Origin of the sequence: Microbacterium sp. NPDC056234, from assembly GCF_042267585.1 — a bacterium.
In the GTDB taxonomy this organism is placed as follows: domain Bacteria; phylum Actinomycetota; class Actinomycetes; order Actinomycetales; family Microbacteriaceae; genus Microbacterium.
In genome coordinates this window covers 103,753-119,624 of record NZ_JBHJTE010000004.1, presented here as the reverse complement: position 1 = coordinate 119,624, position 15,872 = coordinate 103,753, and the positions used below count along the sequence as shown (strand labels likewise).

The following is a 15,872-nucleotide window of genomic DNA, read 5'->3' as shown; positions in this document are numbered from 1 at the left end:
GGTGCGAGGTCAGGAAAGGGTTCTTCTCGTCACCACGGCCAGCAGCCGGAGTACGCCGGATCACGCCCGCACGGGAGCGGGCGCCGGGATCAGCGGTTCAGGGGGCTGGCGGTGTGACCGGCAGCCCCTGACCTGTCTGATTCAGGACTCGACATGACACAGAACGCTACCTCAGACCCCGGGTGTCGGAAGTTTTCCACAGAAAAGATGTTCGAGGCATGAGTGTCAGTGATTCGGTGTTCAATAGTAGTTATGAACAGCACCGCGGCGGTTCTTGATCGGGTCGTTTCCGACCTCGATCTCACGATCGAGAGCGCGGTGCGATCCGCAGGGCTGGGCGGCATGTCGGACGCGGAGAAGATGGACGTGCTCCGCCTCGCGGGCGAGGCCCACCGACGCCTGGACGCTCTGGTCGTCGAGACGGTCGCATCGGTCGACACCCGCCCCGCCGGGTCGGGGGTGCCGACGTTCCCGGCCGTGTTCGGATGCCGGAACATGAACGAACTGCTCCAACGCGCACTGCGCGTCGACGCGACCGGGGCCGGGCGGATCGTGAAAGCCGCCGGCGCCGTGCACCGCGACGTCTCACTCACCACCGGGGCGCCCCTCCCCGCGCGGTCGCCCGCGCTGCGCGAGGCGATGCTGGACGGTGCGATCGGCATCGCCGGGCTGCTCGCCGCGACCGACCCCATCGACCGCACCCGCGACCGCATCACCGGGGCGGACCGGCTGCGCGCCGATGCCGAACTCGCCGCCTGCGCCCGCGGGGTCGACGGTGCGGGTGTCGATGGCACGGACGACGCGGCCAACGAGAACGCGGGTGCGGGGCCGGCGGCGACGCCGGATGATCTGCGGCAGTTCGCGCAGCTGATCGCCACCTATCTGGACCCGGACGGGCCCGCACCCTCCGAGGCGCAGGCCGCACTGAACCGGTCGCTGACGTTCGGGCGGCTCCGCGACGGCGTCTACCCGATCCGCGGTGCCCTGCTGCCCGAAGCGTTCGCACAACTGAAACTCATCATCGACGCCCAGACCAACCCGAAAACCGCCGGACCGGTCGACCTGGGCGTGGCCTTCACCGACACCACCGGCGGCGACTCCGGTGCGCCGGAGGACCCGTTCAACACCGACCCCCGAAACGTGATCGACCCCCGCACCCGGCCGCAGAAACAGCACGACGCCCTCGCCGCAGCGCTCGGCATCGCCGCCCGCCACGACGACATGCCCTCTCTCGGCGGCGCCGCACCGACACTGGTCGTGCAGATCGACGCCGACGATTTCGCCCACGGCACCGGGTGGGCGCACATCGCCGGCATCGACGCCCCCGTCCCCTCCTCGGTCGCCGCGCACCTGGCCTGCCAGGCAATGATCCAACGAGTCCTGTTCGACGAGGGCCGCATCGTGGGCATTACCACCACCGACCGCATCTTCAACGCCCACCAACGCCGCGCCATCATCCTGCGCGACAAAGAATGCCTCATCCCCGGCTGCCACGTCCCCGCAACCTGGTGCGAAATCCACCACGTCCACGAACACTCCCACGGCGGACCCACCAGCACCAGCAACGGCGTCCCGCTGTGCTACTGGCACCACCGCACCATCAACCACTCCGGCTGGCACATCCGCATGACCGACAGCACACCCCAGATCCGCGGGCCAGCCTGGTGGGACCCCGAACAGAGATGGCGCACCCCACGACCCCTCCTCCCCGAGTGGGTCGGCGGATAGCACGCGACGTTCAAGCGCACAGCTGCCAGCCGATCGTCGGTGGCCTTCTCGGAACCGACGACGTGCGTGGAAGGATGAGACAACGATCCCTGATCAGGAAGGTACATCGTGCCCAGTGCGATAACTCTGATTCGCTCGTCTTCCCTCACCGATGCCGCCGAGTACGCGTACGCCGCGACGGCTCCGGCGGAGGCGCGGTTGATCTTCCTCGCTGGGTCCTGCCCTCTGAATGAAGACGGGTCCACGGCTGGAGTCGGAGACTTCGCAGCTCAGGCGACGAAGTGCATCGAGAACATGACTGTCGCTCTTGCCGAGGCAGGCGCTGACATCAGCGACGTCATCAGCACTCGCGTTCTTGTTGCGTCGGCGCGGCAATCGGATCTCGTCACAGCTTGGGACGTCGTGCGAGATGCGTTCGCTGGTCACGATGTGCCGAGCACGCTCCTTGGTGTCACAGTTCTCGGTTACGACGACCAGCTAGTCGAGATCGAGGCAGTCGCCGCCGTTCAAGACTGAACAAGCGATCGCGTCGGGCCCGTCAACGCCCTCCTGCGATGGACGGCCCGCTAGTGGCCGCCGACAGAAGCGTGCACATGGTCGCGCTGGCCTTGGCGCCCGACACGGCTGAGGTACTCGACCGGGCCGGCGCTGGTAGCCCCGAACCAGTGCGGGGTGCGGGTGTCGAACTCGACAGCCTGACCCGCCTGCAACAGCAGATCTTGGTCACCGAGCACCAGGCGGAGGGTGCCGTTCAGCACGTAGGCCCAGTCGAACCCTTCATGGGAGCGCAGGTCTGGGGTCGCATCGTCGCTGCCGACCATCCCGACGCGAGCGAAGGACCCTTCATGACCACCACCGCGTCCCGGGCCGCTACAGCGAGTCCGTCATCGCACGGTGGTGCTCCATCGCCGCGGCGATCCAGAACGCCAGCCGGTCATCGCCCGCGATGGTGGAAGCCTCGACCTCGATCCAGCCGGGGCCCATGTCGCGCCCCGCCCCCATCTCGGCCTGCGCGGCACCCGGCTCGGCGAGCAGGGCGTCGTGCCGCTCGGCCGCGATGCGCACCAGCAGCGCCCCATCTCGCTGTGCGGCGACGACCATCTTCTCGTTCACCATGATCGATCTGCCGCCGAACATCGACACCTCGCGCATGGTGGGCTCCGCGGCGAGCAGGCTGCGGAGGCGCTCGATCAACGCAGCCTGCTCCGGCGTCATCGCACTCACGGTGCTCGTCCGATCCGCGTCAGCCCTGATTCGCCGCCGAGTAGTCGGGCAGCTCCTGCAGCGTCCAGCTGTTGCCGTCCGGATCGTCGAACGTGACGAAGCGGCCCCACGCCTGCTCGTCGACGCCCTTCGCCTCGACGCCTGCGTCGCGAAGCTGCGCGAGCGCGGCATCCGCATCGGGAACGACGACCTGGATCGAATCCTGCTGGCCCGGCGTCAATCTGCCACCGATCCCTGTGCCGAACGCGATCGAGCAGGCCGACCCAGGCGGGGTCATCTGCACGAACCGGAGTTCATCGTTCACCTGGTGATCGTGGTCGGGGTTGAAGCCGATCTTGACGTAGAAGTCCTTCGCCCGGTCGACGTCGCTCACCGGCACGAAGATCAGCTCGATCTTCCAATCCATAGTGCACACCTCCACGGCGAGACCGTCCCGCCCGAGTCCAAGGTAGGGCCCGCCTCCGACATGCGCCACCCCTGCCACCCGATCCTCAGTCCGCCGGCACGAACGCGCCCTCGAGGAACTCCGCCAGTTCCTCCACACCCTCCAGTGGCAGGATCGCCGCCACGTACTGGTCCGGGCGCACCACGACCACGACGCCGTCCCGTGACAGTTCGCGCACCGAGAAGATGTCGGTCGACGTCCACTTCGACGGCCCCGCCGCGTACACCTTCTCCCAGTCCGTCAACCCGAGCGGACCGGTCCTCGGTTGGAACAGTGCCGGCACCGACGGAACGTCGACCTCTTCGAAGGACTGCTGGTACACCGCCTTGACGTCGAAGACGGCGTCGACGTCGGCATCCGATGGAGTGAAGCGCGCGAAGACCGAGGCGGCGCCGGTCGCCCAGGCAGACAAAGCCGAACCGTCCTGGTCCCCGAACGCGTAGACACGCCAACGGCCATCCGCCCTGGCGTGGTGGCCGAGGTGCACGACGTTTCCATCGCACACGCGCACCACTTCGGCGGATTTGAAGCGCTTGCCGAGCGGGAACCCGACGGCGAGCGACTGATGCGCATCCGGCCCGGTGATCATCGACGGTGTGTACTGCGTCATGAACCCGGACGGGAACTCCGCCGTCGCAAGGTAGTACGTCGCCAGATCGTTCGGATCCGAGATCTCCTCGGGCTTGCGGGCCATCAGCGCCGACCACTCCCGGTCGAAGTCGATCAGCTGCTGCGCCACGGGCCGCCGCTCCGCACCGTACGTCGCCAGCAGCGACTCGGGCGAGCGCCCGGTGAGCACGGCACCGAGCTTCCACCCCAGGTTGAACCCGTCCTGCATCGACACGTTCATCCCCTGCCCCGCCTTGGCGCTGTGCGTGTGGCAGGCATCCCCCGTGAGGAACACCCGCGGGGTGCGACCCGACCCGTCGATCACATCGTCGAAGCCGTCCGTGACGCGGTGGCCGACCTCGTACACGCTGTGCCAGGCGACCTGCTTCACGTCGATCGAGTACGGATGCAGGATCGCGTTGGCCTTCTCGATGATCGCTTCGATCGGCGTCTGCCGCACCCGATGGTCGTCATCGGCGGCGACTTCGCCGAGATCGATGTACATCCGGCTGAGGTAGCCGCCCTCGCGAGGGATGTGCAGGATGTTGCCCGCCTCGGCATTGATCGCGCACTTCGTCCGCCAGTCGGGGAAGTCGGTGTTCACGAGCACGTCCATCACGCCCCAGGCATGCGCAGAGATGCCCCCGACGTGTTTGCGCCCGATCGCGTCCCGCACGCCGCTGCGCGCGCCATCGCAGCCAGCGACGAACTTCGCCCGCACTGTTCGCTCGCCGCCGGCATCCTCGACCCGCACCTCGAGCGGATACTCGTCCTCGTCGTGCACGGTCAGCCCGAGGAATTCGACACCGTAGTCCGGCACGATCCGCCCTGGTCCGTGTGCCGCCGCCTCGGCGAAGTAGTCCAGCACGCGCGCCTGGTTCACGATCAGGTGCGGGAACTCGCAGATGTCGTACGCGTAGTCGGCCGTCCGCGTGGTTCGTCGGATGTTCTCGGGATGCTCCGGGTCCGGGCCCCAGAAGTTCATCCACCCGATGTTGTACGCCTCGGCCGTGATCCGCTCCGCGAACCCGAACGCCTGGAACGTCTCGACGCTGCGCGGCTGGATGCCGTCGGCCTGGCCGAGTTCGAGCCGCCCGGCGCGCTTCTCGATGATGCGCGTGGTCACGCTCGGGAACTGCGACATCTGCGCGGCCAAAAGCATCCCGGCAGGACCCGATCCGACGATCAGCACATCGACCTGGTCAGGGAGATCGGCCGGGCGCTCGACGCCGGTGCCGGATGCCGGGAGCACGCGCGGGTCCTGGGAGACGTAGCCATGGTGGTGGAACTGCATCGTGTCCTCCTCGGACGACGGTGTCGAGGGTGCCGGTGACCTTGCGGACACGGCGTGGCGCGTTCTATATTCGAACACGCCGTTCTACTATTGAACAGATCGTATACGAAGCGGATACGGACCGACAAGCCCGCCCCGCGGACAGGACTCTCATGGCCGCTACGCCGCCGCAGGCGCCCGCCTCCCAGACGCTCAGTCGGGGCATCCGCATCCTCGAAGTCCTCGCGGACGAACGCGGCCCCCTGACGATCGATGACGTCGCCGCCCGCCTCAGAGTGCACCGCTCCGTCGCGTATCGCCTGCTGCGCACGCTCGAAGAGCACGGGCTCGTCAGCCGCGACTCGGGCGGTCGCGTGCAGCTGGGGACGGGACTCGCCGCCCTCGCCGCCGGCGTCGCCCACGATCTGCAGGCCGAAGCCCTCCCCGAGCTGACCGTGGTGGCGAACGAGCTGGGGGCGACTTCCTTTCTCGCAGTGCTCGATCACGACGAGTGCGTCACGCTCGTCAGCGTCGAGCCGCGGCACGCGATCAACCCCGTCGCGCAGCGCCCTGGCACGCGCCACCTCGTCACTCGTGGCGCGCCGGGCAAGGCGATTCTGACGCAGCTGGGCGCCCCATCACGGCCCCGGCTGCCGTCTGCGCTGGCGGAGGAGCTCGACATCGCAGCCGCGCGCGGCTATGCCACCAGCCACGATGAGGTCATCCCCACACTGCGCTCCGTGGCAGTCCCCCTCGTGCTCCGCGGGCGCGCCCCGGCCGCGATCGCCGTCGTGTTCGTCGCCAGCAGCCATGACGACGACGCCATCGCTGCGCGGCTGACGCATGCCGCGGAGGCGGTGCGCGAAGCGCTGGGCGGTTGATCTCGGCACGGCGGTCGTCTTCGCGGTCGGAGAAATATCGCGGATCGGACGGTCAGCCGTCTTCCTCCGACCGGCGGGATATCTCCGATCGAGCGCACGAGCATCGAAGGATGCCGCGGAGATCAGCTCGTCGGCGGATGGTCCGTGACGAGGCGGATGTCGTAGGACGCGACGCGCTGCGGCAGTCCGTCGAAGGCCGCGGCGCGCGCCTCGGAACCCATGTACTCGGCCTCGAGCGCGAGGAACGCATCCGCGTCGCCCTCGGCACTGACCGCCCAGACGAACTCATTCGACTCTCGGATGCCGTATGCGAATTCGATCGTGAATCCGGCCGCGGGGCGCACCCGCGGCATCCACTGCTCCCACCAGTCGACGAACGCGTCGTACTCTCCATCGACAAGGACGTAGCGGCGCAGCTGGGTCGTCTTCATGCGCCCATCCTGACAGACGAGGCCGCGAGCGCCGTCCGTCCGAGGCCCGCGCGTCGGAGAGATCCCGGAAGTCGGCAGGCTTCACGAGGAAGCGTCCGACCGACGGGATCTCTCCGATCGACGAGGCCCAGAGAGGCAGCACCGAGCGATCAGGCCTTCGCGACCCCGTGGATCGGGCTGACCGCCTGCTCCTCCTCGTGGTCGGGCCCGAGCGGGATGCCGCTGCGATCGCGCAGCAGCAGCGTGGCGACGAGACCGATCGCCGTCATACCGGCGAGGTACCAGGTGACCGCGTCCGTGGAACCGGTGGCGGCGACGAGCGCCGTCGCGATCGTCGGCGCGAAGGCACCTCCCGCGATCGCGCCGATCGCATACGAGATCGAGACGCCGGAGAACCGGATGCTGGCGGGGAAGAGCTCCGTGTACAGCGCCGCCTGCGGGCCGTACGTGAAGCCGAGTCCGACCGTCAGAATGGCCAGCGCGGCGAACAGCAGCCAGATGTCGCCCGTGTTCACGAGCGGGAACAGCAGGATCACGCCGCCGAGCTGGAGGATCCAGCCGATGATGTAGGTGCTGCGGCGACCGATGCGATCAGACACCCAGCCCGCGAGCAGTGTGGCGAGCAGCCAGGTCACGGCCGATCCGGTGACCGCCCACAGCACGAGTCCGCGGTCGAGACCGAGCGGCCCATCGGGGTTCGTCGAGTAGTTCTGGATGTATCCGCCGGTGGTCATGTATCCGACGGCGTTGTTGCCGGCGAACACGAGGGCGGCGATGACCACGAGCAGCAGGTGCTTGCGGAACAGCTGCACGATCGGCATCTGGGCCTTCTCCTTGCGCTCGGCGAGCTCGGTGAAGACCGGGCTCTCCTCGACGCGCCGACGCACGTAGAAGCCGACCAGGATCAGGACGACACTGAGCAGGAAGGGGATGCGCCAGCCCCACGCGAGGAACTGGTCACCCGGGGCGACCGCCGTCATGATCGCCATCACACCGGACGCGAGCAGCAGTCCGAGCGGAACGCCGATCTGCGGCGAGGCTCCGAAGATGCCGCGGCGCTTCTTCGGCGCATGTTCGACGGCCATGAGCACGGCACCGCCCCATTCGCCGCCGGCCGACAGCCCCTGGAGGATGCGCAGCAGCACGAGCAGGATCGGCGCCGTGACTCCGATCGCGGCGGCCGTCGGCAGCACACCGATCAGCGCCGTCGCCGCACCCATCAGGATGAGCGTCCACATGAGCACGGTCTTGCGCCCGTACTTGTCGCCGAAGTGTCCTGCGAGGAAGGCGCCGAGCGGACGGAACAGGAAACTGATCCCGACCGTGGCGAAACCGAGGAGCAGGCTGTTCGCCCCGAGCGCGGAGAAGAAGAGCTCATTGAACACCAGCGCCACGGCGGTCGAATAGATGAAGAAGTCGTACCACTCGACGGTGGTGCCGACCACGGTCGCGAACACGACGCGTCGCCTGTCGGCGGAGGTCGCGATGGTGCCGGTCGGTGTGAAGCCGGGGTGATCAGTCATTGATGCTCCTTGTTCGACGTCGTCGTCTGCATCCGGTGGCGGACTGTTGCTTGCCACCCGATGCGGCGATGATATACGATTTCGAATACGTCGCACAAGACAGCTGAGACGGCAACGACGCAAGGAGGCATACCCGTGACGGACACGATCGCCCGCCCCGGCAAGATCATCGCGATCCACCTCAGCTACGCCTCTCGCGCCGACCAGCGCGGGCGCCGCCCTGCTCACCCCTCCTACTTCTTCAAGCCCGCCAGCTCCGTCGCGGCATCCGACGGCGTCGTCGAGCGCCCGGCCGGGACCGAACTGCTCGCCTTCGAAGGCGAGATCGCCCTGATCATCGGGAAGCCGGCGCGCCGAGTGACGATCGAGGATGCCTGGGCCCACGTCGCCTCGGTCACCGCAGCCAACGATCTGGGGCTGTACGACCTGCGCGCGAACGACAAGGGATCGAACGTGCGCTCGAAGGGCGGCGACGGCTACACGCCGCTCGGACCCCGCCTCATCGACGCCCGCACGGTCGACCCGTCCGCCCTGCGCGTGCGCGCCTGGGTCAACGGGGAGCTGCGCCAGGACGACACCACAGCGGACCTCCTGTTCCCGCTCCCCCAGCTCGTCGCCGACCTGTCGCAGCACTTCACGCTCGAGACCGGCGACGTCATCCTCACCGGCACACCGGCCGGTTCGAGCGTCATCGTTCCGGGCGACGTCGTCGAGGTCGAGGTGGATGCCGCCGACGCCACGTCCGGCCGGCTCGTGACGACGGTCGTGCAGGGCGGAGTCCCGTTCGACCCTGCGCTCGGTTCCCTCCCCTCGGTCGACGACCTCCAGCGCTCCGAGGCGTGGGGCTCACGCGAAGCGGCCGGACTTCCGGAGGCCGAGCCGGGCCTGGACCCCGCCCTCCGCGCCAAGCTCGAAGCCGCCCCTACGGCAGGGCTTTCGACACAGCTGCGCAAACGCGGCGTCACCGCCTGCTTCATCGATGGGGTGACGGCGAACATCGCAGGAACCAAGGTCGTCGGCACCGCGAAGACCCTGCGCTTCGTCCCGTTCCGCGAGGATCTGTTCGCCGCCCACGGCGGAGGCTACAACGCGCAGAAGCGCGCGTTCGACGCCGTCCGCGACGGCGAGATCATCGTGATCGAGGCCAGAGGCGACGCGAGCACGGGCACGCTCGGAGACATCCTGGCACTGCGCGCGCTGACCCGCGGCGCCGCCGGCGTCGTGACGGACGGCGGCGTACGCGACTTCGATGCCGTGGCGGAGATCGGACTGCCGGTGTTCTCTCGCGGCGCGCACCCGTCGGTCCTCGGCCGCAAGCACGTCCCCTGGGACGTCGACGTCACGATCGCCTGCGGCGGCGCGGCCGTGCAGCCCGGCGACATCATCGTCGGCGACGGCGACGGCGTGATCGTCATCCCGCCGTCCATCGCCGAAGAGGTCGCGGACGCGGCCCTCGCGCAGGAGGACGAGGACGCCTGGATCGCCGAGCAGGTCGCCGCCGGCCACCCGGTGGACGGACTGTTCCCGCTGAACGCCGAGTGGCGCGAACGCTACGAGTCGGCCAGGCCGCAGAGCGAGGACCGCGCATGACTCGCACGCTCAGCAAGTCGCAACGCGCCTATCACTGGATCAAAGAGCGCATCGCGTCTCAGACCTACACCCCCGGCTACCGCCTCGTGCTCGGCGCGATCGCGGGCGAACTCGACATGAGCGTCGTTCCGGTCCGAGAGGCCATCCGCCAGCTCGAAGCCGAGGGCCTCGTCCAGTTCGAGCACAACGTCGGCGCGCGCGTCGCGATGGTCGACGACGCGCAGTACCGGCACAGCATGGAGGCGCTCAGCATCCTGGAGGGCACCGCGACCGCCATGGCGGCCCGGGCGCTCACCCCCGACGACCTGCGCGCGGCGCGCGCCATCAACGACGAGATGGTGCAGACGCTCGATCATTTCGATCCGCCGGCGTTCACCGCGCTCAACCAGCGCTTCCACTCGACCCTCATCGCCCCGTGCCCCAACCCCCGGCTGCACGAGCTCGTGACGGCGGAGTGGGCGCGACTGAGCCGCCTTCGCGACTCCACGTTCAGCTTCGTCCCCGGTCGTGCACACGAATCCGTGCGCGAGCACGAGCAGATCGTCGCCCTCATCGAGGCAGGCGCCCCACTGAACGAGATCGAGCACGCCGCGCGCCGTCACCACGCGGCCACCCTTGACGCCTATCTCGACCACGAGCATCCCGACGAAGCCGTCGGAATGCACATCCTCTGAATCGGAACCACCAGGAGAAGCCATGACCGACTCCCGTATCCCGGCCGACCTGCCGGATCACATCCAGCACTACATCGACGGTGCGTTCGTCGACTCCGCGGACGGTGACACGTTCGACGTGCTGGACCCGGTGACGAACAAGACCTACACCACCGCGGCCGCCGGAAAGAAGGACGACATCGACCTCGCCGTCGCCGCGGCCAAGCGCGCGTTCGACGAGGGTCCGTGGCCGCGGATGCTGCCGCGCGAGCGCAGCCGGGTGCTGCACCGCATCGCCGACATCGTCGAGTCCCGCGATCAGCGCCTCGCCGAGCTCGAGAGCTACGACTCCGGGCTGCCGATCACGCAGGCGCTCGGTCAAGCGCGACGGGCGGCCGAGAACTTCCGCTTCTTCGCCGACCTCATCGTCGCCCAGGCCGACGACACGTTCAAGGTCCCCGGTCGCCAGATCAACTACGTTAACCGCAAGCCGATCGGCGTGGCCGGTCTCATCACGCCGTGGAACACGCCGTTCATGCTCGAATCGTGGAAGCTCGGCCCCGCACTCGCGACCGGCAACACGGTGGTGCTCAAACCCGCCGAGTTCACGCCGCTGTCGGCATCCCTCTGGGCGGGGATCTTCGAGGAGGCCGGGCTCCCCCAGGGCGTCTTCAACCTCGTGAACGGCCTCGGCGAGGATGCCGGAGACGCGCTCGTGAAGCATCCGGATGTCCCCCTGATCTCCTTCACCGGCGAGAGCCGCACCGGGCAGATCATCTTCGGAAACGCGGCGCCGTTCCTGAAGGGCCTCTCGATGGAGCTCGGCGGCAAGTCGCCGGCGGTCGTGTTCGCCGACGCCGACCTGGATGCCGCGATCGACGCCACCATCTTCGGGGTGTTCTCCCTCAACGGCGAGCGCTGCACGGCCGGCAGCCGCATCCTCGTGGAGCGCAGCGTCTACGACGAGTTCGTCGAGCGATACGCCGCCCAGGCGAAGCGGGTCAAGGTCGGCTATCCACACGAGAAGACGACCGAGGTGGGCGCGCTCGTGCACCCGGAGCACTACGAGAAGGTCATGTCGTACGTCGAGATCGGCAAGACCGAGGGCCGACTGGTCGCCGGCGGTGGACGCCCCGAGGGATTCGAGGAGGGCAACTTCGTCGCCCCCACCGTCTTCGCCGACGTCTCTCCCGATGCCCGCATCTTCCAGGAGGAGATCTTCGGACCCGTCGTCGCCATCACCCCGTTCGACACCGAGGAGGAGGCTCTGGCGCTCGCGAACGGTGTGAAGTACGGCCTGGCCGCCTACATCTGGACCAACGACCTCACGCGCGCGCACAACTTCGCCGGCGCCGTCGAGGCCGGCATGGTGTGGCTGAACAGCAACAACGTGCGAGACCTGCGCACTCCGTTCGGCGGCGTGAAGGCGTCTGGCCTCGGCCACGAGGGCGGGTACCGCTCGATCGACTTCTACACCGACCAGCAGGCCGTGCACATCACGCTCGGCGCGGTGCACAACCCCACCTTCGGCAAGAACTGACCCTGGAACCCGGCAAGGACGCTGATATGACCAACCGAGATGACATGACGCTGACCTCGTCCGGCTTCTACGTGAGCCAGGAGGCGCCGATCAACACTGCGCACCCGACTCCGACCCCGACCGGCACGCCGCCGGATGTGCTGCGCTGCGCCTACATGGAGCTCGTGGTCACGGACCTCGCCGCCTCCCGGGTGTTCTACGTCGATGTGCTGGGTCTGTACGTCACCGAGGAGGACGACGAGGCGATCTACCTGCGCTCGACCGAGGAGTTCATCCACCACAACCTGGTGCTCCGCAAGGGACCGATCGCCGCCGTGGCCGCGTTCTCGTACCGCGTGCGCGAACCTGCGGACCTTGACCGCGCCGTCGCGTTCTACACCGAGCTCGGCTGCGACGTCCGTCGCAATCCCGACGGGTTCGTGAAGGGCATCGGCGACTCGGTGCGGGTCATCGACCCGCTCGGCTTCCCGTACGAGTTCTTCCACCAGACCGACCACGTCGAACGGATGTCGTGGCGCTACGACCTGCACACGCCGGGCGAGCTCGTTCGGCTGGACCACTTCAACCAGGTCACCCCCGATGTGCCGCGCGCGGTGAAGTTCATGCAGGACCTCGGCTTCCGCGTCACGGAGGACATCCAGGACGAGGAGGGCACGGTGTACGCCGCCTGGATGCGTCGCAAGCCGACCGTGCACGACACCGCCATGACCGGTGGCGACGGACCCAGGATGCACCACGTGTGCTTCGCCACGCACGAGAAGCACAACATCCTCGCGATCTGCGACAAGCTCGGCGCCCTGCGTCGCTCGGATGCCATCGAGCGCGGCCCCGGCCGTCACGGCGTGAGCAACGCGTTCTACCTGTATCTGCGCGACCCCGACGGACACCGGGTCGAGGTGTACACGCAGGACTACTACACCGGTGATCCGGACAACCCCGTCATCACCTGGGACGTGCACGACAACCAGCGCCGGGACTGGTGGGGCAACCCCGTCGTTCCCTCCTGGTACACGGATGCCTCGCTCGTGCTCGACCTCGACGGCAACCCGCAGCCGGTCGTCGCCCGCACCGACGACAGCGAGATGGCCGTCACGATCGGCGCCGACGGATTCAGCTACACCCGGCCGGAGGACGAGGCCATGCCGGAGTGGAAACAGGGCGAGTACAAGCTCGGCCATCAGCTGTAGGGAGGTTCGGATGCTGTCAGCAGACGCCATCACTCAGATCGCCGAGGAATTGGCGGAGGCCGATCGGACGCACGGCGTGATCCCCCGGATCACGGCGCGTCACCCAGAGGCGACGATCGAGGACTCGTACGCGATCCAGGGCGTCTGGAGGGACGCGCAGGTCGCCGCGGGACGCCGGCTCGTGGGTCGCAAGATCGGCCTGACCTCGAAGGCGATGCAGCAGGCCACGGGCATCACCGAGCCCGACTACGGGGTCATGTTCGACGACACCGTCCACGAGTCCGGCGCGGAGATCGAGTTCGCGAACTTCTCGAACGTGCGTGTCGAAGTCGAGCTGGCGTTCGTGCTGAAGCATCCGCTCGAAGGCCCCGACCGCACGCTCGAAGACGCCCTCGCAGCGATCGACTACGCCGTTCCGGCGCTCGAGGTGCTGAACTCGCACATCGAGCTGGAGGGCAGAACGATCGTCGACACGATCAGCGACAACGCCGCCTACGGCGCCATGATCCTCGGAACCGTGCGCAAGCGGCCGGACGAGATCGATCTGCGGTGGGTGCCCGGCGTGCTCAGCCGCAACGGCGAGATCGAGGAGACCGGCGTCGCAGCAGGCGTCCTCGGCCACCCTGCGCGCGGCGTCGCGTGGCTGGCGAACAAGTTCCACCAGCACGGCGCGCGCCTCGAGGCCGGGGAGATCATCCTGGCAGGATCGTTCACGCGCCCGATGTGGGTGTCCGAGGGCGACACGATTCTGTGCGACTACCGCGAGATGGGAACGATCGAATGCCGCTTCATCTAGCCCCCTGCTTCCGCGACCGGCTCGCGGAATCCGATCGCTCTCAGACCGGGATGTGGGTCTGCTCCGGCAGCCCGGTGATCGCCGAGATCGTCGCCGGCTCCGGCGTGGACTGGCTCCTGATCGACATGGAGCACGCCGCGAACTCGCTCGAGAGCGTCCTGCATCAGCTGCAGGCCGTCGCCGCCTACCCCGTCGTCCCGGTGGTGCGCGTGCCCTGGAACGACGCCGTGATGATCAAGCAGGTGCTCGATCTCGGCGCCCAGAACATCATCGTGCCGATGGTGTCGTCTGCTGCCGAGGCCGAGGCCGCCGTGGCGGCGACGCGGTATCCCCCGCACGGGCTCCGCGGCGTCGGCAGCGCGCTGTCGCGCAGCGCGCGGTGGAACCGCGTCGACGACTACCTCCAGGATGCCGCTTCGCACATCTCGCTCATCGTGCAGATCGAGACCGCGTCCGGTGTCGACAACGCGGCGGAGATCGCGGCGGTCGACGGCGTCGACGCCGTGTTCGTCGGCCCGTCGGATCTCGCGGCCTCCCTCGGCCGCCTCGGTCAGCAGGCGCATCCGGACGTCGTGGATGCTGTGACCCGCACGTTCACCGCGGTGAGGGCCGCCGGCGCTGCGGTCGGAGTGAACGCCTTCGATCCGACGGGCGCAGACGCCTACATCGCTCAGGGCGCGGACTTCGTGGCGGTAGGTGCAGACGTCGCGATGCTCGCGCGCGCCTCGGAAGCGCTCGCGGCGCGGTTCAGCGGCTGACGTCCGCTTCGAGCCTGAACGACGCGAGAGGCCGTCCGGAAAGGGTCATCGGCGCGATTCGAACGCCGTCGGCCCGAGCGGGTCGGACAGCAGCGGGGCGAACGCCGCCTCGGCAGCGCCGATCAGGAGCCGGTCGGCGCCGAGCGCCGCGGCCCGCAGTTCGACCTGCTCGGCCGGCGCCTGAAGCGCACCGGCGCGCACCGCGGCGTCGAAGGCCTCGGCGTCTCGATCCCTCAGCATCGCGAGGAATCCGCCCAGCACCACGATCGACGGGTTCAGCACGTTCACCGCGTTCGCCAGCGAAGCGATCAGGATGCGCCGCTGACGGTCGATCTCGGCGACCACCGCGGCGTCGCTCGTCGCCGCCAGCACCACCGCGAGGGCGGCGTCGTCGACGGCACCCAGCCGTGCGGTCTGCAGGAGCCGCGCGCGATTGACCTCGTCCTCCAGTACACCGCCGTCCGTGCGGCGATCCTCGTCCGACAGGATGCCGGGGCGCGTCTGGCCCCACTCCCCCGCGTATCCCCCTGCGCCGGAGATGAGACGGCCGTCCAGGATGAGACCGCCGCCGATGCCGCTCGCGCCGCCGTTGAGATACACGACGTCGCGATGTTCGCGGGCAGCACCGAAGAGCCGTTCGGCTCGTGCGCCGAGGGACGCGTCGTTGTCGATGAGCACCGGCAGCTCCAGCACAGCGCTCAGCTGATCGGCGATCGGCTCGTCGTGCCAGCCCAGGTGCGGAGCGAGGCGCACGATCCCGTCATCCGCGCGCACGAGCGCGGGTACGGCGAGACCGACGCCGACGATGCGCACGCGGGGCGAACCGACCCTCCAGTCCTTGACGAATCGTGACACCGCTTCCACCACATCCGCCGGTGTCGGCGGATGCGCGAACGCGACGCGAACGCGCTCCTGCACCGTTCCGCCCAGCGAGATCACGCCGATCTCGATGGCGTCCACCTCGGGGTTCACGGCGATCGCGACCACGTCAGGGCACGGCGCGACGATCGGCGACGGGCGCCCGACGCGACGCGTGGCGTCCGGCTCCTGCTCGACGACGAGGCCGCTCGTGGCCAGCTCCGACACGAGATCGGCGACCGTCGAACGGTTCAGTCCTGTGTCGGCCGTGATGGTCGCGCGCGAACGCGCACCGTGATGGTGCACCAGGCGCAGGACCTCGCCGAGATTGGTCCGGCGTACGCCTTCGACCGTCGTCGCTCGTTCGTTCATCCGC

At 68.6% G+C, this 15,872-nt stretch carries 16 protein-coding genes; 9 read left to right on the top strand and 7 right to left on the bottom strand.

Annotated features, from left to right (window positions below; genetic code table 11):
- Positions 1 to 252: 252 nt before the first annotated feature.
- Both ACFCYE_RS12505 and ACFCYE_RS12500 read left to right on the top strand, forming a co-directional pair.
- Positions 253 to 1,728, top strand: a complete 1,476-nt coding sequence (locus ACFCYE_RS12505) for a DUF222 domain-containing protein (RefSeq protein WP_376179161.1) — start codon at positions 253 to 255, stop codon at positions 1,726 to 1,728.
- 108 nt (positions 1,729 to 1,836) lie between these two features.
- Positions 1,837 to 2,244, top strand: coding sequence for a RidA family protein (locus ACFCYE_RS12500; protein WP_376179160.1), 408 nt, complete (start codon positions 1,837 to 1,839; stop codon positions 2,242 to 2,244).
- Positions 2,245 to 2,294: 50 nt separating this feature from the next.
- Here ACFCYE_RS12500 and ACFCYE_RS12495 read toward each other — a convergent pair whose 3' ends face one another.
- From ACFCYE_RS12495 to ACFCYE_RS12480, 4 genes are all read right to left on the bottom strand, one after another.
- Positions 2,295 to 2,549 (bottom strand): cupin domain-containing protein, encoded by a 255-nt coding sequence (locus ACFCYE_RS12495; protein WP_376179159.1) that lies wholly within the window; start codon positions 2,547 to 2,549, stop codon positions 2,295 to 2,297.
- 49 nt (positions 2,550 to 2,598) lie between these two features.
- Positions 2,599 to 2,943 carry a TfoX/Sxy family protein gene (locus ACFCYE_RS12490; RefSeq protein ID WP_376179573.1) on the bottom strand — a complete coding sequence of 115 codons (345 nt, stop codon included), beginning with the start codon at positions 2,941 to 2,943 and terminating at the stop codon, positions 2,599 to 2,601.
- 28 nt (positions 2,944 to 2,971) lie between these two features.
- On the bottom strand, positions 2,972 to 3,358 hold the full coding sequence (locus tag ACFCYE_RS12485; RefSeq protein ID WP_376179158.1) for a VOC family protein: 387 nt from the start codon (positions 3,356 to 3,358) through the stop codon (positions 2,972 to 2,974).
- A gap of 85 nt (positions 3,359 to 3,443) precedes the next feature.
- Positions 3,444 to 5,300 (bottom strand): FAD-dependent monooxygenase, encoded by a 1,857-nt coding sequence (locus ACFCYE_RS12480; protein ID WP_376179156.1) that lies wholly within the window; start codon positions 5,298 to 5,300, stop codon positions 3,444 to 3,446.
- A gap of 152 nt (positions 5,301 to 5,452) precedes the next feature.
- Between ACFCYE_RS12480 and ACFCYE_RS12475 the strand changes: the two genes are divergently transcribed.
- A complete protein-coding gene (locus ACFCYE_RS12475) occupies positions 5,453 to 6,160 on the top strand; it encodes an IclR family transcriptional regulator (protein ID WP_376179154.1) in 708 nt (235 codons plus the stop codon).
- A 122-nt stretch (positions 6,161 to 6,282) separates the two neighbouring features.
- Here ACFCYE_RS12475 and ACFCYE_RS12470 read toward each other — a convergent pair whose 3' ends face one another.
- Complete coding sequence (locus ACFCYE_RS12470) at positions 6,283 to 6,591, bottom strand: hypothetical protein (protein ID WP_376179152.1); 309 nt, start codon at positions 6,589 to 6,591, stop codon at positions 6,283 to 6,285.
- A gap of 149 nt (positions 6,592 to 6,740) precedes the next feature.
- A complete protein-coding gene (locus ACFCYE_RS12465) occupies positions 6,741 to 8,114 on the bottom strand; it encodes an MFS transporter (RefSeq protein WP_376179150.1) in 1,374 nt (457 codons plus the stop codon).
- A gap of 135 nt (positions 8,115 to 8,249) precedes the next feature.
- On the opposite strand from ACFCYE_RS12465, the gene ACFCYE_RS12460 reads away from it, so the two are divergent.
- From ACFCYE_RS12460 to ACFCYE_RS12435, 6 genes are read left to right on the top strand one after another with little or no spacing between them, the layout of a single operon-like run.
- Positions 8,250 to 9,704, top strand: a complete 1,455-nt coding sequence (locus tag ACFCYE_RS12460) for a fumarylacetoacetate hydrolase family protein (protein ID WP_376179149.1) — start codon at positions 8,250 to 8,252, stop codon at positions 9,702 to 9,704.
- A complete protein-coding gene (locus tag ACFCYE_RS12455; RefSeq protein ID WP_376179148.1) occupies positions 9,701 to 10,378 on the top strand; it encodes a GntR family transcriptional regulator in 678 nt (225 codons plus the stop codon). The genes ACFCYE_RS12460 and ACFCYE_RS12455 overlap by 4 nt, the downstream gene beginning before the upstream one ends.
- Positions 10,379 to 10,400: 22 nt before the next feature.
- On the top strand, positions 10,401 to 11,897 hold the full coding sequence (gene hpaE / locus ACFCYE_RS12450; protein ID WP_376179146.1) for a 5-carboxymethyl-2-hydroxymuconate semialdehyde dehydrogenase: 1,497 nt from the start codon (positions 10,401 to 10,403) through the stop codon (positions 11,895 to 11,897).
- Positions 11,898 to 11,923: 26 nt separating this feature from the next.
- Positions 11,924 to 13,084, top strand: a complete 1,161-nt coding sequence (gene hpaD, locus ACFCYE_RS12445) for a 3,4-dihydroxyphenylacetate 2,3-dioxygenase (RefSeq protein WP_376179144.1) — start codon at positions 11,924 to 11,926, stop codon at positions 13,082 to 13,084.
- A gap of 10 nt (positions 13,085 to 13,094) precedes the next feature.
- Positions 13,095 to 13,880, top strand: a complete 786-nt coding sequence (locus ACFCYE_RS12440; protein WP_376179143.1) for a 2-keto-4-pentenoate hydratase — start codon at positions 13,095 to 13,097, stop codon at positions 13,878 to 13,880.
- Positions 13,865 to 14,638 (top strand): aldolase/citrate lyase family protein, encoded by a 774-nt coding sequence (locus ACFCYE_RS12435; RefSeq protein WP_376179141.1) that lies wholly within the window; start codon positions 13,865 to 13,867, stop codon positions 14,636 to 14,638. Before ACFCYE_RS12440 ends, ACFCYE_RS12435 begins: the two co-directional genes overlap by 16 nt.
- Before the next feature lie 45 nt (positions 14,639 to 14,683).
- On the opposite strand, the gene ACFCYE_RS12430 is transcribed toward ACFCYE_RS12435, so the two are convergent.
- Positions 14,684 to 15,868 (bottom strand): ROK family protein, encoded by a 1,185-nt coding sequence (locus ACFCYE_RS12430; protein WP_376179139.1) that lies wholly within the window; start codon positions 15,866 to 15,868, stop codon positions 14,684 to 14,686.
- Between the last annotated feature and the right edge of the window lie 4 nt (positions 15,869 to 15,872).

Coding starts and splice junctions, on each gene's coding strand:
- ACFCYE_RS12505 (WP_376179161.1), top strand. CDS start 253: ATGAACAGCACCGCGGCGGTTCTTGATCGGGTCGTTTCCGACCTCGAT.
- ACFCYE_RS12495 (WP_376179159.1), bottom strand. CDS start 2,549: ATGGTCGGCAGCGACGATGCGACCCCAGACCTGCGCTCCCATGAAGGG.
- ACFCYE_RS12490 (WP_376179573.1), bottom strand. CDS start 2,943: ATGACGCCGGAGCAGGCTGCGTTGATCGAGCGCCTCCGCAGCCTGCTC.
- ACFCYE_RS12485 (WP_376179158.1), bottom strand. CDS start 3,358: ATGGATTGGAAGATCGAGCTGATCTTCGTGCCGGTGAGCGACGTCGAC.
- ACFCYE_RS12480 (WP_376179156.1), bottom strand. CDS start 5,300: ATGCAGTTCCACCACCATGGCTACGTCTCCCAGGACCCGCGCGTGCTC.
- ACFCYE_RS12475 (WP_376179154.1), top strand. CDS start 5,453: ATGGCCGCTACGCCGCCGCAGGCGCCCGCCTCCCAGACGCTCAGTCGG.
- ACFCYE_RS12470 (WP_376179152.1), bottom strand. CDS start 6,591: ATGAAGACGACCCAGCTGCGCCGCTACGTCCTTGTCGATGGAGAGTAC.
- ACFCYE_RS12465 (WP_376179150.1), bottom strand. CDS start 8,114: ATGACTGATCACCCCGGCTTCACACCGACCGGCACCATCGCGACCTCC.
- ACFCYE_RS12455 (WP_376179148.1), top strand. CDS start 9,701: ATGACTCGCACGCTCAGCAAGTCGCAACGCGCCTATCACTGGATCAAA.
- hpaE (WP_376179146.1), top strand. CDS start 10,401: ATGACCGACTCCCGTATCCCGGCCGACCTGCCGGATCACATCCAGCAC.
- hpaD (WP_376179144.1), top strand. CDS start 11,924: ATGACCAACCGAGATGACATGACGCTGACCTCGTCCGGCTTCTACGTG.
- ACFCYE_RS12440 (WP_376179143.1), top strand. CDS start 13,095: ATGCTGTCAGCAGACGCCATCACTCAGATCGCCGAGGAATTGGCGGAG.
- ACFCYE_RS12435 (WP_376179141.1), top strand. CDS start 13,865: ATGCCGCTTCATCTAGCCCCCTGCTTCCGCGACCGGCTCGCGGAATCC.
- ACFCYE_RS12430 (WP_376179139.1), bottom strand. CDS start 15,868: ATGAACGAACGAGCGACGACGGTCGAAGGCGTACGCCGGACCAATCTC.